The organism is Streptomyces sp. NPDC048295, assembly GCF_040652135.1.
Taxonomy (GTDB): domain Bacteria; phylum Actinomycetota; class Actinomycetes; order Streptomycetales; family Streptomycetaceae; genus Streptomyces.
This window is the reverse complement of sequence record NZ_JBEZLL010000017.1, coordinates 166999-188664: the sequence shown is the minus strand read 5'-3', so window position 1 is coordinate 188664 and position 21666 is coordinate 166999. Positions and strand designations below refer to the sequence as shown.

Here is a 21666-nt window from a genome sequence, read left to right as displayed (position 1 = left end):
GCACCCCTTTCCGCACTGTCGGAGGCATCGGGGACAGCGGCCCAGGACCCGGGGACCGGGGCTCCGGGGAGGCAGGGACCAAAGGGGGGGTTGACGGGCAACACGGTTGAAAATATCTTTCAAAGGTGACCCATGACCTGAAGGAAAGTTTCAGCGCTGATTCCCCGCCCGCCCCGGCGGCCCTCGCGGCCAAGGTGCGCACGCTCGCGCCTTCGATGACCCGTTCCATGCAGCGCGTCGCCGAGGCCGTGGCCGGTGACCCGGCCGGCTGCGCTGCCCTCACGGTCACCGGTCTCGCCGAACTCACCGGCACCAGCGAGGCGACCGTCGTCCGCACCGCCCGCCTCCTCGGCTACCCCGGCTACCGCGATCTGCGCCTGGCCCTCGCCGGGCTCGCGGCGCACCAGCAGTCCGGCCGGGCCCCCTCCGTCACCGCCGACATAGCGGTCGACGACCCGATCGCCGACGTGGTCGCCAAGCTGGCCTACGACGAGCAGCAGACCCTCGCCGACACGGCCGCGGGGCTCGACACCGTCCAGCTCGGTGCCGCCGTGGCCGCCGCCGCCACCGCCCGGCGGATCGACATCTACGGCGTGGGCGCCTCCTCCCTCGTCGGCCAGGACCTCGCGCAGAAGCTGGCCCGGATCGGCCTGATCGCGCACTCCCACACGGACCCGCACCTCGCGGTGACCAACGCCGTGCAGCTCCGCTCCGGCGACGTGGCCATCGCGATCACGCACTCCGGCTCCACGGTCGACGTCATGGAGCCGCTGCGGGTCGCCTTCGACCGCGGCGCGACGACCGTCGCGATCACCGGCCGCCCCGACGGCCCCGTCACGCAGTACGCCGACCACGTACTGACCACGTCCACCGCCCGGGAGAGCGAGCTGCGGCCCGCCGCCATGTCGAGCCGCACGAGCCAGCTCCTCGTGGTCGACTGCCTGTTCATAGGCGTCGCGCAGCGCACGTACGAGACGGCCGCACCCGCCCTCGCCGCCTCCTACGAGGCGCTGGCCCACCGCCACACCCCGCGCCCGCGCTGACCGGCCCAACGATCCGCGAACCCCCCGCACCCGCTGAACCGTACGAGACCGAGAAAGCAGAGCCGCCCTCCATGACCTCCACCACCGACGCCGACCCCACCGCCTCCGACGGCTACGGCGAACTGCGCGCCCAGCTCGCGACGCTCACCACCGAGGCGTTCCGGCCCGAGCTCGCCGAGATCGACCGGCTCGGCACGCTGGAAATCGCCCGCATCATGAACGGCGAGGACCAGTCCGTCCCGGCCGCCGTCGGCGCCCGGCTGCCCGAGATAGCCGCCGCCATCGACGGCACCGCGGAACGCATGGCCCGCGGCGGCCGGCTGATCTACGCGGGCGCGGGCACCGCAGGCCGGCTCGGCGTGCTCGACGCCAGCGAGTGCCCGCCCACCTTCAACACCGACCCCTCCGAGGTCGTCGGCCTGATCGCGGGCGGCCCGACCGCCATGGTCAAGGCCGTCGAGGGCGCCGAGGACAGCAAGGAGCTGGCCGCCGCCGACCTCGACGCGCTGGAGCTCACCGCCGACGACACCGTGGTCGGCATCTCCGCCTCCGGCCGTACGCCGTACGCGATCGGCGCCGTCGAGCACGCCCGCCGCAAGGGCGCGCTGACCATCGGGCTGTCCTGCAACGCGGACTCCGCGCTGGGCGCCGCGGCGGAGCACGGCATCGAGGTCGTCGTCGGCCCGGAGCTGCTCACCGGCTCCACCCGGCTCAAGGCGGGCACGGCCCAGAAGCTCGTCCTCAACATGATCTCGACGATCACGATGATCCGGCTCGGCAAGACGTACGGGAATCTGATGGTCGACGTCCGCGCCTCCAACGAGAAGCTGCGGGCCCGCTCCCGCCGGATCGTCTCGCTCGCCACCGGGGCGTCCGACGAGGAGATCGAGGCCGCGCTCGCCGCGACCGACGGCGAGGTGAAGAACGCCATCCTCACCATCCTCGGCCAGGTCGACGGCCCCACCGCCGCCACCCTGCTGACCGCGTCCGACGGCCACCTCCGCGCTGCCCTCGCCGCCGCCCCCCGCACCACCTGACCCACCTGCACCACCCCCGCACCCCCGCACAGCAAGGCCCCAAGCACCATGGCAACAGAAGACAAGAACCGCGCCACCGCCGCCGCGATCCTTCCGCTCGTCGGTGGCGCAGCGAACGTCAGCTCCATCGCCCACTGCATGACCCGGCTCCGGCTGGGTCTGCACGACCGCTCGCTCGTCGACGACGAGGCCCTGAAGGCGGTCCCCGCCGTCATGGGCGTGGTCGAGGACGACACGTACCAGATCGTCCTCGGCCCCGGCACCGTCGCCCGGGTCACGCCGGAGTTCGAGCAGCTGGTCGAGGAGGGCCGGGCAGCGACCCCCGAACCGGGCGAAGCCGCGCCCTCCGCCTCGGCGGACGAACTGGCCGCCCAGGGTGCCGCGATGAAGGCGGCACGCAAGGCGAAGAACGCCACCCCGTTCAAGCTGTTCCTGCGCAGGATCGCGAACATCTTCGTCCCGCTGATCCCGGCGCTCATCGGCTGCGGCATCATCGCCGGCCTCAACGGCCTGCTGGTGAACCTGGGCTGGCTGACCTCGGTCACCCCCGCCCTGGCCGCGATGGCGTCCGGCTTCATGGCGCTGATCGCCGTGTTCGTCGGCTACAACGCGGCGAAGGAGTTCGGCGGTACGCCGATCCTGGGCGGTGCGGTCGCCGCGATCATCGTCTTCCCGGGGGTCGCGAACATCGAGGCGTTCGGCCAGAAGCTCTCCCCCGGGCAGGGCGGCGTGCTGGGCGCGCTCGGTGCGGCGGTGCTCGCGGTGTACGTGGAGAAGTGGTGCCGGCGCTGGGTGCCCGAGGCACTCGACGTACTGCTCACCCCGACGCTCACGGTCCTGGTCTCCGGCCTGGTGACGATCTTCGGCCTGATGTACGTGGCCGGTGAGGTCTCCACCGCCATCGGCACGTTCGCCGACTGGCTGCTCTCCAACGGCGGCGCGGGCGCGGGCTTCGTGCTCGGCGGCCTCTTCCTGCCCCTGGTGATGCTGGGGCTGCACCAGGCGCTCATCCCGATCCACACCACCCTCATCGAGCAGCAGGGCTACACCGTGCTGCTCCCGATCCTCGCGATGGCGGGCGCCGGCCAGGTCGGCGCGGCCGCGGCGGTCTACTTCCGCCTCCCGCGCAACGAGTCGATCCGCCGCACCATCAAGTCCGCCCTCCCGGCCGGCCTGCTGGGCGTCGGCGAGCCCCTGATCTACGGCGTCAGCCTCCCGCTCGGCCGCCCGTTCATCACGGCGTGCGTGGGCGGCGCGTTCGGCGGCGGCTTCATCGGCCTGTTCAACCAGCTCGGCGACAAGGTCGGCTCCACGGCCATCGGCCCGTCCGGCTGGGCGCTGTTCCCCCTCCTCGACGGCAACCACGGCCTGGGCACCACGGCCGCGATCTACGCGGGCGGCCTGCTGGTCGGCTACCTCACCGGGTTCCTCGCGACGTACTTCTTCGGCTTCGGCAAGGACCTGCTGGCGGAGTTCGACGTCGCGCAGGAACCGGCCGAATCCACGGTCGCGGCAACGGGCGGCCCGACGTCCCCGACGACCGGCCCCGACAGCCCGACGAAGGAACCGGCCGGGGTCTGACCCCGGGCACCCGGACAGGGGCGAGGGCGGCACCCGGCGTCGGGTGCCGCCCTCGCCCGTGTCCGCTCAGACCGGGAACTCATCCGTGAGGAGCGTCGTACCGAACGGCTCCGGCAGGACCAGCGGCTTCCCGAACGGCACCGGGTCGGAGTGCTTGTACGTCCCGTCCTCGTTGGGCTCCGTGAACGGGGTGGCCATCGCCCCACGTGTGTCGAACCGGTCGATCAGCAGATACATCGGCACGCCCGCGCGGGCATAGGCGCGGTACTTCTTCGTCCGGTCGTCCCGGGCGTTGCCCTTCGAGGTGACTTCGACGATGAGCAGCGCTTCCGCCGCGTCCATCGGGTCGTCGACCTCGGGGTCGGCGGTGTCGATGAGCTCCGAGGGCATGACCACCAGATCAGGCACATAGAGCTTGCCGAGCGCGGCCACGTGGATACCGAGGGTCTGGTAGATCTCCAGCTCTTCGGGCAAATCTCCGTAAAGCCTGCGCTGCGCTTCGGCCGCGATGCCGTGGTGATGCGCATGAGGCGGAGGTACCAGGACGATCCGCTCTTCGTCGATCTCGGCACGCCACCCCTCGGGCACGTCCAGTTCCCGCCATGTCCGCAGCAGGTAGTCCCACAGGCGGCCCCCGGCCGCCCGGCCGTTCCCGGCCATCGCGGCAGTCATCGCGAGTCCCTTCTCCTGTGGCCTGCCGAAGGAGCGTAGATCGACGGTTCCGCGGCGGTTCGCCGCTCCGATCAGCCGTCCCACGATCGTGTGACGCATGCGGTGACCGGCCGCGCAATACTGGCCCGGTGACCGCAGCACGCATTCTTGTCGTCGAGGACGACCACGGCCTGCGCGACGTCCTGGCCCGTGGCCTGCGCGACGAGGACTTCGACGTCGTGACCGCCGCCGACGGCGCCGCCGCCCTGAAGGCGGTCGACGGGTCGGTGCACGCGGTCGTGCTCGATGTGGGGCTGCCGGACTCGGACGGGCGGGATGTGTGCCAGGCGATGCGCGGTGCGGGGTTCACCGTTCCGGTGATCTTCCTGACGGCCCACGGCAATCTCACCGACCGGCTCTCCGGCTTCGCCTCCGGCGGCGACGACTACCTGGTCAAACCGTTCCACCTCAGCGAACTCGCGGCCCGCGTCCGCGCGGTCCTGAACCGTGCCGGGCACCGCGGCAGCACCCTCGCCGACAGCGCGGGCACGTTGCGGCTGGACCCGACACGGCACGAGCTGACGGTCCACGGCCGCCCCGTGGCCCTGACGCCGACCGAGTTCCGCCTGCTGGCGTGTCTGATGGCGGACCCCGGCTCCGTGGTGCGCCGCCGGACGCTGCTGCGGGCGGGATGGCCGGAAGGGGCGCAGGTCAGCGACAACACCCTGGACCAGTACCTGGCCCGCCTGCGCCGCAAGCTCCGCGAGTCGGACAGTCCCCGGGGCATCGGCACGGTCCGTGGCGTCGGCTACCGCTTCGGGTGAGTCCCCGATGAACCGCCTCCTCACCCCCCGGACCCTCCGCGGCCGCCTCGCCCTGATGGCCCTCGCCACCGGCGCGCTGTGGATCGGCGTCCTGACCACCGTCTTCAACCTCGCCCTCGACCAGCGGCTGCACGGCCAGGCCGACGACGTCCTGCGCACCCGTGCCGAGGCCGTGGCAGCGACCGTGGACGTGCGCCCGGACGGCCGGCTCGTCGTCCGGGAACCGGCCGAGGACCGGGCTCTGGACGCCGGGGTCTGGATCTTCCAGGGCGGCAGGGTCATCGAGAAACCCCCCACCGCGCCCGCCGGCCTGGAAGCGCGGGCGGCCCGGCTCGCCGGCCGGCGCGAGGCCTTCGGCGACACCGGAAGTCCCGGCGCGTGGCGGCTGTACGCCTTCCCCCTCGACACCCCCGCCCGGCAGGGACACCCGCCCGCCCAGGCAGGGACCGTCGTCAGCTCCGTGAGCCTCGACCCCTACCGCAGCACGGCGGACACCGCACTGATCGGTTCGATCACCCTGGCCGTGCTCCTGCTCGCCACCATCTATCTCCTGACCCGCCTCGTCGTACGGCGGGCGCTGAGCCCCGTGACCGCGATGAGCGAGCAGGCCACCAGGTGGAGCGCCGCGGGCGCCCCGGAACGGTTCGGCGCCGAAGGCAGGCCCGCCGAACTCGCCGCGTTCGCCGCCAGCCTGGACGCACTGCTGGACCGGCTGGCCGCGGTCCTGCGCCACGAGCAGCAGCAGGCCGCCGAGCTGTCCCACGAACTGCGCACCCCGCTCGCCAGGATCGCCGCCGAGACCGAATGGCTCGGCGGACGGCCGCGCACCGCCGAACAGCAGGAGACCTCCCTGGCGGCCATCGCGGGCGCCGCCTCGACCATGCAGCAGATCTGCGACTCGCTGCTCTCGGAGGTCCGTACCCGCAACGCGCACGCCCCCGGCCGCTCCCGCTTCCCCGACATCGCGCACCGCCTGGCACGGCGCAACGCGGTCCAGTTCCCCGACGCCCCGCCCGTGACCGTCACGGCGGACGGCACACGGGACGTGACCATCGGCGTCTCGGAGGACGTCGCCGAGCGCATCCTCACGCCGCTCCTGGACAACGCCCGCCGCTACGCGACCCGGTCGGTCACCCTCGCCCGCGCACCGGGCGCGGGCGAGATCACGCTGTACGTGTCCGACGACGGCCCCGGCGTTCCGCCGGACTTCGTCGCCTCGCTCTTCGAACCCGGCCGCCGTGCCCACCCCGAGGACGGACACGACGGCGCGGGACTCGGTCTGGCCCTGGCCCGCCGACTGGCCAGGGCCGCGGGCGGCGACATCGCGCTGGACGCCACCGCCCCCGGCGCACGCTTCGTGGTCACCCTTCCCGCCGGCTGACCTACCGCGCGCCGGCCGCCTCCAGGGGGTCGTCCTGTGCCACATCGCGCCGGGTCCGGGTCAGGAAGACGACGAGGCCGAGGATGACGACGAGGAACAGGACGCTGGTGCCGACCGTGCCCAGCCCGAGGCCACCGTCCGCGGTGGGCTGCGAGAGGTAGTCCCCCAGCGAGGCGCCGAGCGGCCGGGTCAGGACGTACGCGATCCAGAACGACCACACCGCGTCGAAGCCGAGCGTGCGGTGAGCGAGTGCGACGGCCGCGATCAGCGCCGCGAACACGAGCGCGGAGAGCCAGTACCCCAGGTTCAGCTTCTCCGCCGTCAGGTCGCCGGCGGACGTGCCCAGGGCGAACGTGAACAGGATCGCCAGCCAGTAGAACGCCTCGCGCCGCGTCGTCCGGATCGAGTGGATCGACAGCGTCCGCTCGCTCGCGTACCAGGCGAAGAACGTGACCGCGAGCGCCACCGCGAACACCACCGTCGTGGTCTGGAGCGGGACGCCGAGGTTGTCGGTCAGGTTGTCGCTGATCAGCGTGCCGACCACGCTGATCAGCACCACGGACAGCCAGTACAGCCCCGGTACGTAGGAGCGCGCCCGGAACTGGAAGACCAGGGTGACGACCAGCAGCGCACTCATCAGGTACGAGGTGTTGGTCAGCCCCATGCCGAGATTGTCATTGAGCAGATCGGCCGCGGTCTCGCCCACGGTGGTGCACAGCACCTTGATCACCCAGAAGTAGAGGGTCACTTCCGGGACCTTGTTCAGCATCCGGCGCGCCCGCGTGCGCCCTCCGGGCGCGTAGGTGTCCGTCATGTCGGTTGTCATGGAACGGCACGCTGGCAGGGGCTCCCTGAAATTTTCCTGACTGCGCTCCAGCGGCTCCGGGGGTACGGGACACATTGCGCCCGGGACCCGGTGAGAGGCGCGACGCCCGACGAGCCCCGAGCCGTCGTCAGGAGCGCCTCGACGAGGCCGGCGGCCCCTCCCTGCCCGGCCTCGCCCGCTGCCCCCGGACTTCGGGCCCGTACGCGAAGTCCTTGCTCCACACACAGCATCGACCGGACCTCACCGGCCCGATCGAAGGGCGGCACCCGACCGGGGCGTCGCCCTTCCGTACGCCCGGCGCCAGGTCACACCTGGCGCCCCGACGCCTTCACGGCAGCCTCCCCTCCCTGTTGACCTCCCGGACCCGGGCCCGCAGCACCTCCCCCAGGGGAGCCGGGCGCACCGACTCTGGCGGGCATTCCCACTCCGCCCCGCCCCCCGGTGCCCGCAGTTGCACGTACGACCCGACGCTCCCCATCACGCGCCCCACCCGCCCGTCCCGGGTGTCCACCGCGAACGAGCCCGGTTCCGGAGCGCACGGCTCACGCCCCTCACCCGTCATGACCGGCCTGCCCCTGCTTCTCCAGCACCACGCTCAGCCGCAACGCCGTGTCGAGGTTGCACCGGCCGAGGTCGACCAACGGCGACATCGGGTCGCTCCCCGCACAGGACACCGGGTCGATCCGCAACGACGGCAACGTGATCCCCACACCCGAGAATCCGTCCTTCAGCCGTGCCACCACATCCTCCGCCGCTCGCACTCTGCTCTCCGCCGTCCTGCGCCGTTCCTTGATCGTCATGGCTCATCCCTTTCCACGCTGAGTAATGACAATGCATACCCAGCGTGTCCAACGCGTCGCCGACCAGGAAGAGGCGCAGAACCAACAACCGCACATCTGTCACAGGGAGTTGTCATCCAAGGTGATCGACTTCAAGAACGCCCGGCCGCCGGGGCCCCGCCGCGCCCGCCCGCCCGCCGCACGCGCCGGCGGGCGACACCCACCCGCCGGCCGGAGAGAAGAGGGGGCGGGAATCGCTCGAACGAGTGGAGGTTTCAGGCCATACATACGGTTTGAGTGAGGAATGACCCCCGCGAACGCAATCATTCGGCGGTGATCTCAACATTCCGGACGGCACACCGTCCCAAGTCGCTGCGCACGGCCGGGTTCGGCGCGCTCGCCGTACTGACTCTGCTTCCGGCGATCCCGGCCGCCGCCGCCCCCGCGAAGGAGCCGGCGTCCCGGCCCGCCTCCCACGCGCTGTCCCGTCCCGTCACTCCCGCCGAGGCCAGGACCTCCGCGCGCCTGGACTCGCTGCGGGGCAGGCCGGCGAAGCTGAAGGCATTCTTCAAGGCGCTGCCCAAGGGCGGCGACCTCCACAACCACCTGTCGGGTGCGGTCACCACCGAGTACCTGATCAAGCTCGCGGGCGAGAACGGGCTGTGCATCGACGCGACGGACACGGCCGTGGCGCCGCCGTGCGGGCCGGGCACCAGGCCCGCGATCGACGCGCAGCACGACGCCGCGTTCCGGCAGCGGATCGTCCGGGCCTGGTCCATGCAGGACTTCCCGGCCGACCAGTCCGGGCACGACCACTTCTTCGACACGTTCGGCAAGTTCGGCCTGGCCACCGCGTACACCCGCGGCAAGATGCTCGCCAACGTGGCCAACACCGTGGTCGAGCAGAACCAGTTCTATCTGGAGACCCTGGTCACCCCCGCGTCGGACAGCGGCAAGAAGCTTGCCGACAAGGTGGGTTACGACGCCGACCTGGCCGCACTCCACCGCAAGCTCCTGGCCGGCGGACAGCTCGACCGGGTGGTGGACGAGGCGGTGAAGGAGGCCGACGACACCGACACGCAGTTCCGGGAGGCCGCGCACTGCGGCACGAACCGCCCCGACCCCGGCTGCAGGCTTCCCGTCAGGTGGATCTCCCAGGTGTCGCGCGGCAGTTCCCCGGTACGGGTGTTCACACAGATGGCGGTCGGCATGCGACTGGCCGAGCGCGACCCGAGGTTCGTCGCCGTCAACCTCGTACAGCCCGAGGACGGCGAGAGCGCGCTGGCCGACTACAGCCTCCAGATGCGGATGCTGAAGTACCTGCGCGGCCAGTACCCGGACTCCCACCTCACCCTGCACGCCGGTGAGCTGGCGCCCGGCCTGGTCAAGCCTCAGGACCTGACCTTCCACATCCGCGAGGCGGTGCTCGTCGCCGGAGCCGAGCGCATCGGCCACGGCGTGGACCTGGTCCACGAGAACGACTGGCGGCAGCTGGCCCGGACGATGGCGCAGCGCAAGGTGGCCGTCGAGGTGCCGTTCTCCAGCAACAAGCAGATCCTCGGCATCGCCGGCGACGACCACCCGTTCAACGCCTACCGCCGCTACGGCGTCCCGATCGTGCTGGCCACCGACGACCCGGGTGTCTCCCGTATCGACATCAGCCACGAGTACCAGTACGCGGCCAGGACCTACGGTCTCCGCTACGTCGAGCTGAAGGACCTGGCCCGCGCCTCGCTGGAGTACGCGTTCCGCGACGGCAGCAGTCTGTGGGCCACCGGTTCCGCCTCGTCCGGCTACCGTCCGGTCGCCGCCTGCCTGGGCAGCCGGCCGGGCACCGACCAGCCGAGCACGCGCTGTGCCCGCTACCTCGCCGACAACCCGAAGGCGGCGACCGAGTGGCGCCAGGAGGCGGCGTTCGCCGCCTTCGAACGCGACAACCGCTGAGTGCGCGACGACCGCCGATGCGGCCGGGTCCGGGGCTCAGGCCCCGGACCCGGCCGCGTCTCTGCCGCTCCGCCACCCTGCTGCCCGCTACGCGCCACCTTCCTCCGCCTCCGCCTCCGCCCATAGATGGCCGAGCGTGCCGAGGACGAGGCGGCAGACCTCGTCCGGATCGGCACCGGCCAGGGGTTCGCGCGCGACGACCGTCCGCATCAGGCCGATCCCCAGCAGCCAGGCCATGGCGAGATCCGCACGGAGCACACTGTCCGGGGCGCCGGAGAGCCCGGCCAGCACGCTCCGGTACTCCTCCCCCAGCTCCCGCAGGGTTCCGGCCGCCTCGTCGCCCCGCCCGACCGACCGCAGATAGACCTCCAGGGAACGGTCCTCCGTCCCCTCCGCGCTCCGGGTCAGCATCGAACGCAGGGCGGTCTCGAAGAGTTCCTCGGGCGGCGTCGCCCGCAACTGCTCCAGCCCGCCCAGCGCGACGACCTCCGTCAGCAAACCTCGTTTCGAGCCGAAGTACCTGAACAGCAGGGCCTGGTTCACCCCGGCCCGCGCCGCGATGCTCCGGACCGTCGCCCCCTCGTAACCCCGCTCCGCGAACAGGTCCCGGGCCGCCTCCAGCAACCGGCGGCGGGTGGCCGCGGCGTCCCTGCGACGCTCTTCGGGGGGCGGGGCGGAAGCGGTCTCCATGGCGGCATTCCTCTCGAACGGCCCGTCAGGATAACGGCCATAAAGCGTCGTTGACTGCCCGCGAAGGCCGCTCCTACCGTTGTAAGCAGCTGCTTACATCCGGGAGGCCGCAGTGACGACCACAGACATCGCACCCCTCGCATATCCCTTCAACACCCCGGACGGGCTCCAGCTCGCCGAGGCCTACGAGCAGGTACGGGAACAGCCGGGCCTGTTACGGGTCCAGATGCCGTACGGCGAACCGGCCTGGCTCGTCACCCGCTACGCCGACGCCCGGCTCGTCCTCGGCGACCAGCGCTTCAGCCGGGCCGCCGCCGCCTCGCACGACGAGCCCCGGCAGTCCGAGGGACAGCGCGACGGGGGCATCCTCGGCATGGACCCGCCGGACCACACCCGGCTGCGTTCCCTGGTCGCCAAGGCGTTCACGGTCCGCCAGATCGAGAAGCTCCGCCCCCAGGTGCGGGAACTGACCGCCGGCCTCCTCGACGAGATGGAGACCGCCGGGCCGCCCGCCGACCTGGTCGACCTGTTCGCGCTGCCGCTGCCGGTCGCCGTCATCTGCCGGATGCTGGGCGTACCCACCGAGGACCGGCCGCGCTTTCGCGTATGGAGCGACGACGCGCTGTCGACCAGCTCCCTCACCGCCGAGGAGTTCGAGGCGAGCCGCGAGGAACTGCGCGCCTACATGGCCGGGCTGATCGAACAGCACCGCCGCTCGCCCCGGGACGACCTGATGACGGCGCTCATCGAGGCCCGCGACGACGGCGACCGGCTCTCGGAGCTCGAACTCGTCGATCTGTGCGTGGGCATCCTGGTGGCGGGGCACGAGACCACCGCCTCCCAGATCCCCAACTTCGTCCTCACCCTCCTCGACCACCCGGACCAGCTGGCCCGGCTGAGGGCCGAACCCGGGCTCGTCCCGAACGCGGTGGAGGAGCTGCTCCGCTTCGTGCCCCTGGGCAGCGGCGCCGGTCAGCCGCGCTACGCCACCGAGGACATCGAGGTCGGCGGAACCCTCGTCCGCGCGGGCAGCCCGGTCCTGGTCGCCGTGGGCGCGGCCAACCGCGACGCCCTGCGGTTCGGCGCCCCGGGCGTCCTCGACATCGCCCGCGAGGGCAACCAGCACCTCGGATTCGGCCACGGGGTCCACCACTGCCTGGGCGCCCCGCTGGCCCGGCTGGAACTCCAGGAGGCGCTGTCCGCCCTCATCACCCGCTTCCCGGAGCTGCGCCTGGCGGGCGACGTGACCTGGAAGTCCGAGATGCTGGTACGCGGCCCGCGCGTCATGCCGGTGGAGTGGTGACCGCCATGACCTGGAACGTACGCGTCGACACCCGGCTCTGCCAGGGGTCGGGCATGTGCGCGGGGACCGTCCCCGAGGTGTTCGCCCTGGACGGCGAGCGCGCCCGCGCCCGGGCCGACGCGGTCGAGCCGGACGAACGGATCCTGGACGCCGCCGACATCTGCCCGGCCCTGGCGATCACCGTCCACGACGGAAACACCGTGATCGGCCCCCGCCGGGACTGACCCCGCCCTGCCCGGCCGCGTTGCTCGGCGGTCGGCCGGTGCGCGGCCGGGCACCCACAACCGGTCGGCGTCGCCGGCGGCGATTCCGCCCCGGTGGACGTCGGCCTCGTGGGCGATGAGCTTCAGGTCCTCACCTGAGTCCGGCGATCCTGATGGCGTTCTTCGCTCCGTGCGGGTTCAGCGCGTTCCTCCTGGAGCGGCAGCACCCGCGAGACCGCCCCGGTCAGGCCGGCCGGATGCTGAGCTGGGAACCGAGCTCGCCGAACCCCAGCGCGACCGCCGCTTTCCTCGACGCGGGGACGCGGGCCCGCCACTGCGGCAGCAGGTCCTGTGCGAGCGCATGCCGGACCGAGGCGGATCCGGTCGCGCGGGCAAAGCCCTTCCCGCGCCAGGGGGGCGAGGTCAGCACGCTCACGTGAGCCGTCGAGCCCGGCCATGCGCGATACCCGGAAGCAGCGACGACCTCACCGCCGGCCCGCAGGACGAACGCGGGTGAGGTGATCTCGCCGAGGGACGCCTCTCCGGCGTCCTGCGCCCCGGCGGCCTGCTCCAGGGCCCTCAGGTCCGCATGGCCGGCCGGCAGTTCCTCCACACACGGCTCCGCACGTACCACCGGCCGGAAGCCCTCGGCCGACGCATAGGCGAGCGCGGCGGGCCCGAGGACCTCGCCGATCGGAAACACCTTCCCCACCGCTTCCGGGTCCGTCAGCCTGTCGGCAGGCAGTTCGGCCACGGCCCGGCGGATCCGGGCAGCCGACTTCTCGCTCGGCGCGGTGACGACGGCCGATCCGCCCAGGAGCACGATGCCCACCCACCCGGGTGGACAGAGCCCCGAATCGGGAGAGGCCACGACGCAGACCTCGCCCGCCGCCCCGAACGACACCGGCGCGGACGCCAGTTCCTGCCACAGGCCTTGGGCCCTGACCAGCAACGAATCGTTGGACATGACCCGATCCTGCCAGGGGCACGGACGCGCACGCACTCGGAATCAATGCGGGCGGCCCGGCACCGAAGTCGATCCGCCCCGCCGGCAGCGGCGCACCGGGAGCGCGCTCGGCGCATTGGGATTGAGGCGCGCGCCCCCTCTCACCAGGGATGTTCCACCCGGGGCTCAAGCCGCGAAGTCCGAGCGCTCTTTCCGAGGAAGGGGAGGTGGGCCACTTCCCACCCGCCCACCCCGAGCCGCGAGTTGACGTTTCGTGACCGACTTGCCACCGACGGTGGCGACGCTCTAGCGTGCCGAATACGGAGCGACGCTCCACGACGCAGAACGGCCCCTGCCGGTGCTGGAACACCAAGAACAGGGGCCTGACCACTTCGATCGTTTACCAAGGAGCGATCTGATGGCTGCCAGCCAGTTTAGTGCCGCCCCGTGCACGCCGCACGTACCCCCGCCCACACCGCCGACCCCGCACCCGATGGCGAATCCGGGGTACGGCAAGCGGTCCGCTCCCTCGCAACTCCCCCGCGACAACCGGGATTTCGCGCACCTTCCGGCTCGCGAGGCGTCCATCGCCGCGTACATCGACCGGCTGCCCGAAGGCTCCGACATCTCCGTGAAGACGCTCGCCAAGCACCTCCCGTACGGGCAGTGCGCGCTGCGCACCGCCCTCAACCGCCTTCAGGACGCCGGGCATCTGCGGCGCGGCAGCGAGTGTGTCGCCAACGACGAGGTGCTGCTCTGGGTGACCCGGACGTTCTTCTCCCGGACCGCGCGGGACGACGAGTGGTGGGCGGCGTTCACCCGGGGCGACGTACCGGCCGAACAACCCCGACGCCCCACCCGTTCCCGCGCGTTCGCACTGCTCGCCGCACTGGGCCGGACCGCGCCCGCGCTCACGCTGTCGGCGGCCGACTGCACGGCGCTGGAACCGCAGGTCGGCGAGTGGTTCGAGCGCGGGGCCACCGAGGCGGAGCTGCTGCACGCCCTCACCGACGGGCTCCCCGCTCCCATCCATCACGCACCCGCCCTCGTCCGCAGGCGGCTCGCCGACAAGATGCCGCCCGAACGGGTCGCTCCGGCACCACGGCGCACCGTGTTGCGTACGCTCGAATGCAGCGAATGCCGCTCGCCGGGCAGCGCGGAGGCCCTGATCGGCGGCCGGTGCAGGCCGTGCCGGGGCGAAGCGGTCGCCACACCCTCCGGGCCCGACGGAGCCGTACCGTCGAACGGCGTACGCGAGCGGATGAACGACGTACGGGCCGGGCTGGCGCGACGATCCGTCACACCACGCCGCACCGGGTGCCCGTGAGGCCGGTGTCCGAAAGCGGCTCCCACCTGGGGGTGGTTTGATCCACTTCCCACGCCTGGGCGCTACGTTGCGTGCTCTTCTTGGCGCGCATTGTAATCAAACGGCTCAAAGGGGAACGAACCATGTCCGAACCGTCCCACGAGCAGATCGTTTCCGGGCTCCGCGACCGGCCTCCCATCGCCCTGGCGCCCGGTCCCCGTCTGGACGCCGAACGGCCCGGATCACTCCCGCTGCCGCCCAGCACCGTGTGGGACCTGCCCGGCGGCACCGCCTGGGTCTACTACGGCGAGGGGAACACCGGTCTCGTGCGGCCGGTCATCCTCGCCGACGGCTTCGGCTCGGGACCGAGCGAGCTGGAATTCTCCTGGCAGATCATGGAGTTCGGCGACTACGCGCTCATCAGCGAGCTGCGCCGCCGTGGCCACGACGTCGTCCTTCTCGGCTTCCATGAGCGCAGTGCGTCGATTCTGGACAACTCCCGGACCGCGCGGGAAGCGATCATGCGGGCGATCGCGGAGCAGGAGAGCGACACACCGCTGGCCGTCGGCGGGTTCAGCATGGGCGGGCTCGTCGTCCGGCATGCGCTGGCCCGGATGGAGACCGACCGCATCGACCATCGAACGGCGCTGTACTTCTCGTACGACAGCCCGCACCGGGGCGCCTGGATCCCGGTCGGGCTCCAGGCGTTCGCGCACTACATCAAGGATCTCGACAGCCGGTTCTCGGACCAGATCAACAGCCCGGCCGCCCGCCAGCTGCTGTGGCGGCACATCGCGAAGTGGGACGACGCGCCGGACCAGAGCGACGAACGCGCCGCTTTCCTGTCCGAGATGGCGGCCGTCGGCGAGTGGCCGCAGCGGCCCCGCCGGATCGGCGTCGCCAACGGCGTGGCCGACGGCACCGGCACCGATGTGCGGGCGGGCGAACTGGCCCTGGAGGGCAAGGGCCTGTCGATCCTGGGGACCAAGCTCTACACCCAGGTACCGGGCCGCGACGAACTCTCCGCGACGCTGCGGGTGGTGACGCTGAAGACCAACGAGGTCCGTACGAACGGGCTCCCGTCGATCGACGGCGCACCCGGCGGCTCGCTGGAGGGCTTCGGCATCCTCGCCGACGCCTTCAACTCCCTGAACCCGTTCCTCGGCTTCAAGGCCGACGTACGCATCCGGTCGCACTGCTTCGTGCCGGCGGTCAGCGCGGTCGACATCCGCGATCCGGACACGGACGAGGAGCTGTACGCGGACATCTCCTCGCTCCCGGCGGAGGACAGCGGGCTCGACGAGTTCAAGCTCGCTTCCCGCAACGAGGGACACACCCTTGTCACGGAGGAACTCTGCACCTGGCTGCTCGACCGCCTGCCGTAGGCGTGCCGCCCGGCTCCCCGCCCCCTCGTACCGGGGAGCCCCGAAGCGACAGCCGTCCCGCACCACCGCAGCCGTAACCGCAGCCTCGGGCACGACGGCCGGCTGCTGGACGGGCCCTCGGAGCGCTTCCCGGAGAGGGTGTCCGCACAGCAGGACGTCGGCCCCCTGGACCAGCTGGTCCAGGGGGCCGACGCGGCAAAGCTGTACAGGAACTGCCGATCCGTCAGGATCAGAAGTCCATGTCACCGCCCGGCATGCCGCCCGGAGCGGCCGCGGCGGCCTTCTCCGGCTTGTCGGCGATGACGGCCTCGGTGGTGAGGAAGAGCGCGGCGATGGACGCGGCGTTCTGCAGGGCGGAGCGCGTGACCTTCGCCGGGTCGAGGATGCCCTCGGCGATCATGTCGACGTACTCGCCGGTCGCGGCGTTCAGACCGTGGCCGACGGCCAGGTTGCGCACCTTCTCGACGACGACGCCGCCCTCGAGACCACCGTTGACGGCGATCTGCTTGAGCGGGGCCTCCAGCGCCAGCTTGACGGCGTTGGCGCCGGTCGCCTCGTCACCCGAGAGCTCCAGCTTCTCGAAGACGGCCGAGGCCTGGAGCAGAGCCACGCCACCACCGGCGACGATGCCCTCCTCGACGGCGGCCTTGGCGTTGCGCACCGCGTCCTCGATGCGGTGCTTGCGCTCCTTGAGCTCGACCTCGGTCGCGGCACCGGCCTTGATGACGGCCACGCCGCCGGCCAGCTTCGCGAGGCGCTCCTGGAGCTTCTCGCGGTCGTAGTCCGAGTCGGAGTTCTCGATCTCGGCGCGGATCTGGTTGACGCGGCCCTGGACCTGGTCGCTGTCACCGGCACCGTCGACGATCGTCGTCTCGTCCTTGGTGATGACGACCTTGCGGGCGCGGCCGAGCAGGTCGAGACCGGCGTTCTCCAGCTTGAGGCCGACCTCCTCGGAGATGACGGTGCCACCGGTGAGGATGGCGATGTCGCCGAGCATGGCCTTGCGGCGGTCACCGAAGCCCGGGGCCTTGACGGCGACGGACTTGAAGGTGCCACGGATCTTGTTGACGACCAGGGTCGACAGGGCCTCGCCCTCGACGTCCTCGGCGATGATCAGCAGCGGCTTGCCGGACTGCATGACCTTCTCCAGCAGCGGAAGGAGGTCCTTCACGTTGCTGACCTTGGAGTTGACGATCAGGATGTACGGGTCGTCGAGGGACGACTCCATGCGCTCCATGTCGGTGGCGAAGTACGCCGAGATGTAGCCCTTGTCGAAGCGCATACCCTCGGTGAGCTCCAGCTCCAGACCGAAGGTCTGGGACTCCTCGACGGTGATGACGCCTTCCTTGCCGACCTTGTCCATGGCCTCGGCGATGAGCTCGCCGATCTGGGTGTCGGCGGCGGAGATGGAGGCCGTCGAAGCGATCTGCTCCTTGGTCTCCACGTCCTTGGCCTGCTCCAGGAGGGCGGCGGAGACGGCCTCGACGGCCTTCTCGATGCCCCGCTTGAGAGCCATCGGGTTGGCACCCGCGGCGACGTTGCGCAGGCCCTCGCGGACGAGAGCCTGGGCGAGAACGGTGGCGGTGGTCGTACCGTCGCCGGCGACGTCGTCCGTCTTCTTGGCGACCTCCTTGACCAGCTCCGCACCGATCTTCTCGTACGGGTCCTCCAGCTCGATCTCCTTGGCGATGGAAACACCATCGTTGGTGATCGTGGGGGCGCCCCACTTCTTCTCAAGGACGACGTTGCGACCCTTGGGGCCAAGGGTGACCTTGACGGCGTCGGCGAGCTGGTTCATGCCGCGCTCGAGACCGCGCCGGGCCTCCTCGTCGAACGCGATGATCTTGGCCATGTGAAGTGGTCCTCCCGGACAGGGGTGGATTTCTCCGGACCGAGTGGCGCCCGCGACGGACGGCCTGCGTGACCGGTGGTTCCTTGCCCCACCGACCTGCGGGCCTCACCGGCCCGGTCCAAGTTCTGTCACTCTCACCTGGAGAGTGCTAACGCCAATGATTAGCACTCGACCCCCGAGAGTGCAAGCGTCCCCCTCGCGATGTGGACACCGCGCCGGGGCGCGCGGGAGCGCGGGCGGGGCACGCGCGAGACGCACTGAGGGCCCGTACCCCCGGGGTACGGGCCCTCAGTGCGTGAGTGCAGTGCGTGAGTGCAATGCGTGAGTGGTGTGGTTGGCCGACCGCTCGAACTCAGCCGACGGCGAGCTTGACCATGTCTGCCTGCGGCCCCTTCTGGCCCTGCGAGATCTCGAATTCAACTCGCTGACCCTCTTCGAGGGTGCGGTACCCGTCCATCTGGATCGCGCTGTAGTGGACGAAAACATCCGCACCACCGTCGACCGCGATGAAGCCGTACCCCTTCTCCGCGTTGAACCACTTGACGGTGCCCTGAGCCATGCCTAACTCCCCTATTACTGGCCCTTGCGCAGGACCGCACTTCGCGGACCCGGGTCAGAACTCACCCTCCGACAGGAGAGGGTGTGTGCGCCGGAACGCGTCGACCGCGGCTGAATGTATCTGCCCAACTGCCCTCTGCAACAGGTCAATCGGACGAGAATTCTCGGCAGAACCGAACGCCCGGATATGAGGAATTCATATGAATCCTGGGCAAGTCGGGCCGGGCAAAGGCGACTTATGCCTCAAGCGGATCGCGCACTTTGGCTGCATCTTGTCGTGGCCGGGCGCATTCTCGTATGCGGGCGGCACGGGCAGCTGGGGGGACTTCCCACACTCTACCCCGCTCAACCATGCAGAATTGCCCCCTCCGCGATTGAAGCGGAGGGGGCAATTCGATAACGCGGTGCGGTCGGACGGGGCGTCAGCAGCCGCCGGCCACGGCCGGGATGATCGAGATGCCGGCGCCGTCCGGCGTGGCCGTCTCCAGACCGCCCTCGAAGCGCACGTCGTCGTCGTTGACGTACACGTTCACGAAGCGGCGCAGCTTGCCCTGGTCGTCCAGGACGCGGGCGGCGATGCCCGGGTGGTTCTGCTCCAGGGACTCGATGACCTGGGAGAGGGTCGAGCCCTCGGCCGGGACCTCGGCCTGGCCGCCCGTGTAGGTGCGGAGGATGGTGGGGATGCGGACCTTGACGCTCATGGTGGGTGCCCTTCCTGAAGTCTCGGGTGATCAGCTGGTGGCGAGGCCGGCGGCGCGGAACGCGTCCAGGCTCGGACGGATCGTCGCGGTCGCCTGAGAGGTGTCGGCCACCGCGTCGAGGGTCTTGAGGCCGTCACCCGTGTTGAGTACGACGGTGGTCAGCGACGGGTCGATCAGACCGGCCTCGATGAGCTTCTTCGTCACGCCGACCGTCACACCGCCCGCCGTCTCGGCGAAGATGCCCTCGGTGCGCGCCAGCAGCTTGATCGCGTCGACGACCTGCTCGTCGTTCACGTCCTCCACGGCGCCGCCGGTGCGGCGGGCGATGTCCAGGACGTACGGGCCGTCGGCCGGGTTGCCGATGGCGAGGGACTTGGCGATCGTGTTCGGCTTCTGCGGCCGGACGACGTCGTGCCCGCCCTTGTAGGCGACCGAGACCGGCGAGCAGCCCTCGGCCTGGGCGCCGAAGAGCTTGTACGGCTTGTCCTCGACGAGGCCGAGCTTGATCAGCTCCTGGAGGCCCTTGTCGATCTTGGTGAACTGCGAGCCGGAGGCGATCGGGATGACCAGCTGGTCCGGGAGCCGCCAGCCGAGCTGCTCGCAGATCTCGTACGCAAGGGTCTTGGAGCCCTCGCCGTAGTACGGGCGCAGGTTGACGTTGACGAAGCCCCAGCCCTCGCCGAGCGGGTCGCCGATGAGCTCGGAGCAGAAGCGGTTGACGTCGTCGTAGTTGCCCTCGATGCCGACCAGCTCACCGCCGTACACCGCGGCCATGACGACCTTGCCCTGCTCCAGGTCGTGCGGGATGAACACGCAGGAGCGGAAACCGGCGCGGGCTGCGGCGGCGCCCACGGCGCCGGCGAGGTTGCCGGTGGAGGAGCAGGAGAGGGTGGTGAAGCCGAAGGCGCGGGCGGCCTCGATGGCCTGGGCGACGACGCGGTCCTTGAAGGAGTGCGTGGGGTTGCCGGAGTCGTCCTTGACGAACAGCTTGCCCTGCTCGACGCCGAGCTCACGGGCGAGGTTGTCGGCCTGGACGAGCTTGGTCCAGCCGGGGTTCAGGTTCGGCTTCTCGGCGACATCGGCGGGGACCGGCAGCAGCGGGGCGTAGCGCCAGATGTTGGCCGGGCCGGCCTCGATGCGCTTCTTCAGCTCTTCGGGGGAGCCGCTCGGCAGGTCGTACGCGACTTCGAGCGGCCCGAAACAGGACGCGCAGGCGAAAATGGGGCCGAGTTCGAAACGCTCACCGCACTCGCGGCAGGAAAGGCCCGAGGCGGGACCGAGGTCGACGGCTTCGGCGTCGACGGAAGAATTGGTGCTTACTGCAACGGTCTGCGCAGCCATGATGGCGAGGCCCTTTCTCCTCATCTTCCCCGTGGCGCGTTTCGCCACGAGACGGAATTGGCACCTTCCTCACCGGACCTCACGGTCGGTGGGGGGGTTGCCGGGACTTCAACGGGCCGTTCCCTCAGTCCCTCTGGATGAGCGCTGTGGCACCGGATCTTCGATCCGGGCATTTATCGGCGGACGGACCCCGGCATGCGATGGTCGTCCGCGTTGTTCAAGACTGTAACCGAAGCACCGGACTGTTGAGATAGTCGTCCGAACCGCGAGATGGATCACATACAGGGGAGTATCGACCGTGCTGGAAGAGGTCGAATGCTGGCTGGCCAGGCGTTCCTGGTCGGCCGCCGACCGCCCGATGGACCGCCTCCTGGCCGCCCGGGCCGCGGCCCGGGAAGCGGGTCGCGGGAGCGTCAGCGTCGTGCTGCCCGCACTGAACGAGGAGGCGACGGTCGGCGAGATCGTCGCGACGATCCGGCGCGAGCTGATGGAGAAGGTCCGGCTGGTCGACGAGCTGGTGGTGATCGATTCCGGTTCCACCGACGCCACCGCGAGGGTCGCCCGGGAGGCCGGCGCCCGGGTGGTGCACCGTGACGCGATACTCCCCCGGATACCGGCCGTGCCCGGCAAGGGCGAGGTGCTGTGGCGGTCGCTCCTGGTCACCGGCGGTGACATCGTGTGCTTCGTCGACGCCGACCTGAAGGACTTCTCGGCGGACTTCGTCTCCGGCATCGTCGGCCCGCTGCTGACCGACCCGGACGTGCAGTTCGTGAAGGCGATGTACGACCGCCCGTTCGGCACCGATCCCGATGGGCCCGACTCCGGCAGGACAGCGGGCCAGGGCGGTCGCGTGACCGAGCTGGTGGCCCGTCCGCTGCTCAATCTGCACTGGCCGCGGCTGGCCGGTTTCGTCCAGCCGCTGGGCGGCGAGTACGCCGTACGCCGCTCCCTGCTCGAACGGCTGCCCTTCCCCGTCGGCTACGGAGTGGAGCTGGGCCTCCTGGTCGACGCGCTGCACACCGTGGGGCTGGACGCGCTGGCCCAGGTCGACGTGGGGGTGCGCAAGCACCGGCACCAGGACGGGCAGGCGCTCGGCCGGATGGCGGCGGCGATCTACCGGACCGCGCAGCTGCGGCTGTCCCGCGGGCACCTGGTACGCCCGGTGCTCACCCAGTTCGAGCGCGGCGAGAACGGCTTCGTACCGCGCACCCATGCCGTGGACACCGAGGAGCGGCCCCCGATGTGCGAGATCGAGGAGTACGTTTCACGCCGCGCGGCCTGACTTCGCACGTTTGGGCGGTTCGTGATCGGGCTA

Annotated in this window: 21 protein-coding genes and 1 riboswitch; of the genes, 11 read left to right on the top strand and 10 right to left on the bottom strand. The window is 70.9% G+C overall.

Annotation, left to right across the window (positions count from 1 at the left end):
- The first annotated feature begins 125 nt into the window (after positions 1-125).
- The 3 genes from AB0D53_RS25045 (at position 126) to AB0D53_RS25035 (ending at position 3661) form a co-directional block, all read left to right on the top strand.
- Positions 126-1043 carry a MurR/RpiR family transcriptional regulator gene (locus AB0D53_RS25045; RefSeq protein WP_362450227.1) on the top strand — a complete coding sequence of 306 codons (918 nt, stop codon included), beginning with the start codon at positions 126-128 and terminating at the stop codon, positions 1041-1043.
- A gap of 71 nt (positions 1044-1114) precedes the next feature.
- Positions 1115-2080, top strand: a complete 966-nt coding sequence (murQ, locus tag AB0D53_RS25040) for an N-acetylmuramic acid 6-phosphate etherase (protein ID WP_362450224.1) — start codon at positions 1115-1117, stop codon at positions 2078-2080.
- Between the two features lie 48 nt (positions 2081-2128).
- Complete coding sequence (locus AB0D53_RS25035; protein WP_362450222.1) at positions 2129-3661, top strand: PTS transporter subunit EIIC; 1533 nt, start codon at positions 2129-2131, stop codon at positions 3659-3661.
- Positions 3662-3727: 66 nt separating this feature from the next.
- Here AB0D53_RS25035 and AB0D53_RS25030 read toward each other — a convergent pair whose 3' ends face one another.
- Complete coding sequence (locus AB0D53_RS25030) at positions 3728-4333, bottom strand: Uma2 family endonuclease (protein ID WP_362450256.1); 606 nt, start codon at positions 4331-4333, stop codon at positions 3728-3730.
- Positions 4334-4461: 128 nt separating this feature from the next.
- Between AB0D53_RS25030 and AB0D53_RS25025 the strand changes: the two genes are divergently transcribed.
- Positions 4462-5136, top strand: a complete 675-nt coding sequence (locus AB0D53_RS25025) for a response regulator transcription factor (RefSeq protein WP_362450220.1) — start codon at positions 4462-4464, stop codon at positions 5134-5136.
- Positions 5137-5143: 7 nt separating this feature from the next.
- Entirely contained in the window at positions 5144-6517 is a 1374-nt protein-coding gene (locus AB0D53_RS25020) for an ATP-binding protein (protein ID WP_362450218.1), read from the top strand.
- Position 6518: 1 nt separating this feature from the next.
- Here the strand turns inward: AB0D53_RS25020 and AB0D53_RS25015 are convergent, their stop codons facing one another.
- From AB0D53_RS25015 to AB0D53_RS25005, 3 genes are all read right to left on the bottom strand, one after another.
- Positions 6519-7331 carry a hypothetical protein gene (locus AB0D53_RS25015; RefSeq protein WP_362450254.1) on the bottom strand — a complete coding sequence of 271 codons (813 nt, stop codon included), beginning with the start codon at positions 7329-7331 and terminating at the stop codon, positions 6519-6521.
- Positions 7332-7671: 340 nt separating this feature from the next.
- A complete protein-coding gene (locus tag AB0D53_RS25010) occupies positions 7672-7905 on the bottom strand; it encodes a hypothetical protein (protein WP_362450216.1) in 234 nt (77 codons plus the stop codon).
- Positions 7895-8143, bottom strand: a complete 249-nt coding sequence (locus tag AB0D53_RS25005) for a hypothetical protein (RefSeq protein WP_362450214.1) — start codon at positions 8141-8143, stop codon at positions 7895-7897. The genes AB0D53_RS25010 and AB0D53_RS25005 overlap by 11 nt, the downstream gene beginning before the upstream one ends.
- Before the next feature lie 312 nt (positions 8144-8455).
- Here AB0D53_RS25005 and AB0D53_RS25000 point away from each other — a divergent pair, with 312 nt between their 5' ends.
- Positions 8456-10066, top strand: a complete 1611-nt coding sequence (locus AB0D53_RS25000) for an adenosine deaminase (protein ID WP_362450211.1) — start codon at positions 8456-8458, stop codon at positions 10064-10066.
- A gap of 87 nt (positions 10067-10153) precedes the next feature.
- On the opposite strand, the gene AB0D53_RS24995 is transcribed toward AB0D53_RS25000, so the two are convergent.
- Complete coding sequence (locus tag AB0D53_RS24995) at positions 10154-10756, bottom strand: TetR family transcriptional regulator (RefSeq protein WP_362450209.1); 603 nt, start codon at positions 10754-10756, stop codon at positions 10154-10156.
- 112 nt (positions 10757-10868) lie between these two features.
- Between AB0D53_RS24995 and AB0D53_RS24990 the strand changes: the two genes are divergently transcribed.
- Positions 10869-12059, top strand: coding sequence for a cytochrome P450 (locus AB0D53_RS24990; protein WP_362450206.1), 1191 nt, complete (start codon positions 10869-10871; stop codon positions 12057-12059).
- A gap of 5 nt (positions 12060-12064) precedes the next feature.
- Entirely contained in the window at positions 12065-12283 is a 219-nt protein-coding gene (locus AB0D53_RS24985) for a ferredoxin (protein WP_362450204.1), read from the top strand.
- A 223-nt stretch (positions 12284-12506) separates the two neighbouring features.
- Here the strand turns inward: AB0D53_RS24985 and AB0D53_RS24980 are convergent, their stop codons facing one another.
- Positions 12507-13229, bottom strand: a complete 723-nt coding sequence (locus AB0D53_RS24980; RefSeq protein WP_362450201.1) for a GNAT family N-acetyltransferase — start codon at positions 13227-13229, stop codon at positions 12507-12509.
- 472 nt (positions 13230-13701) lie between these two features.
- Between AB0D53_RS24980 and AB0D53_RS24975 the strand changes: the two genes are divergently transcribed.
- Together AB0D53_RS24975 and AB0D53_RS24970 are read left to right on the top strand one after the other, a co-directional pair.
- Positions 13702-14535 (top strand): hypothetical protein, encoded by an 834-nt coding sequence (locus tag AB0D53_RS24975; protein ID WP_362450199.1) that lies wholly within the window; start codon positions 13702-13704, stop codon positions 14533-14535.
- 122 nt (positions 14536-14657) lie between these two features.
- Positions 14658-15899 carry a hypothetical protein gene (locus AB0D53_RS24970; protein WP_362450196.1) on the top strand — a complete coding sequence of 414 codons (1242 nt, stop codon included), beginning with the start codon at positions 14658-14660 and terminating at the stop codon, positions 15897-15899.
- A 229-nt stretch (positions 15900-16128) separates the two neighbouring features.
- On the opposite strand, the gene groL is transcribed toward AB0D53_RS24970, so the two are convergent.
- The 4 genes from groL to thrC all read right to left on the bottom strand — a co-directional run bounded on the left by groL (position 16129) and on the right by thrC (position 20351).
- Positions 16129-17751, bottom strand: coding sequence for a chaperonin GroEL (groL, locus tag AB0D53_RS24965; RefSeq protein ID WP_072487928.1), 1623 nt, complete (start codon positions 17749-17751; stop codon positions 16129-16131).
- Between the two features lie 352 nt (positions 17752-18103).
- Positions 18104-18310: a cold-shock protein gene (locus AB0D53_RS24960; protein ID WP_003967346.1), complete on the bottom strand. Its 207-nt coding sequence runs from the start codon at positions 18308-18310 to the stop codon at positions 18104-18106.
- A 421-nt stretch (positions 18311-18731) separates the two neighbouring features.
- On the bottom strand, positions 18732-19010 hold the full coding sequence (locus tag AB0D53_RS24955) for a MoaD/ThiS family protein (protein WP_072487929.1): 279 nt from the start codon (positions 19008-19010) through the stop codon (positions 18732-18734).
- Between the two features lie 30 nt (positions 19011-19040).
- Entirely contained in the window at positions 19041-20351 is a 1311-nt protein-coding gene (gene thrC / locus AB0D53_RS24950; protein ID WP_329818314.1) for a threonine synthase, read from the bottom strand.
- A gap of 17 nt (positions 20352-20368) precedes the next feature.
- Positions 20369-20495: riboswitch (SAM riboswitch) on the bottom strand.
- Positions 20496-20649: 154 nt separating this feature from the next.
- On the opposite strand from thrC, the gene AB0D53_RS24945 reads away from it, so the two are divergent.
- Positions 20650-21633 (top strand): glucosyl-3-phosphoglycerate synthase, encoded by a 984-nt coding sequence (locus AB0D53_RS24945; RefSeq protein WP_362450193.1) that lies wholly within the window; start codon positions 20650-20652, stop codon positions 21631-21633.
- Positions 21634-21666 lie beyond the last annotated feature (33 nt).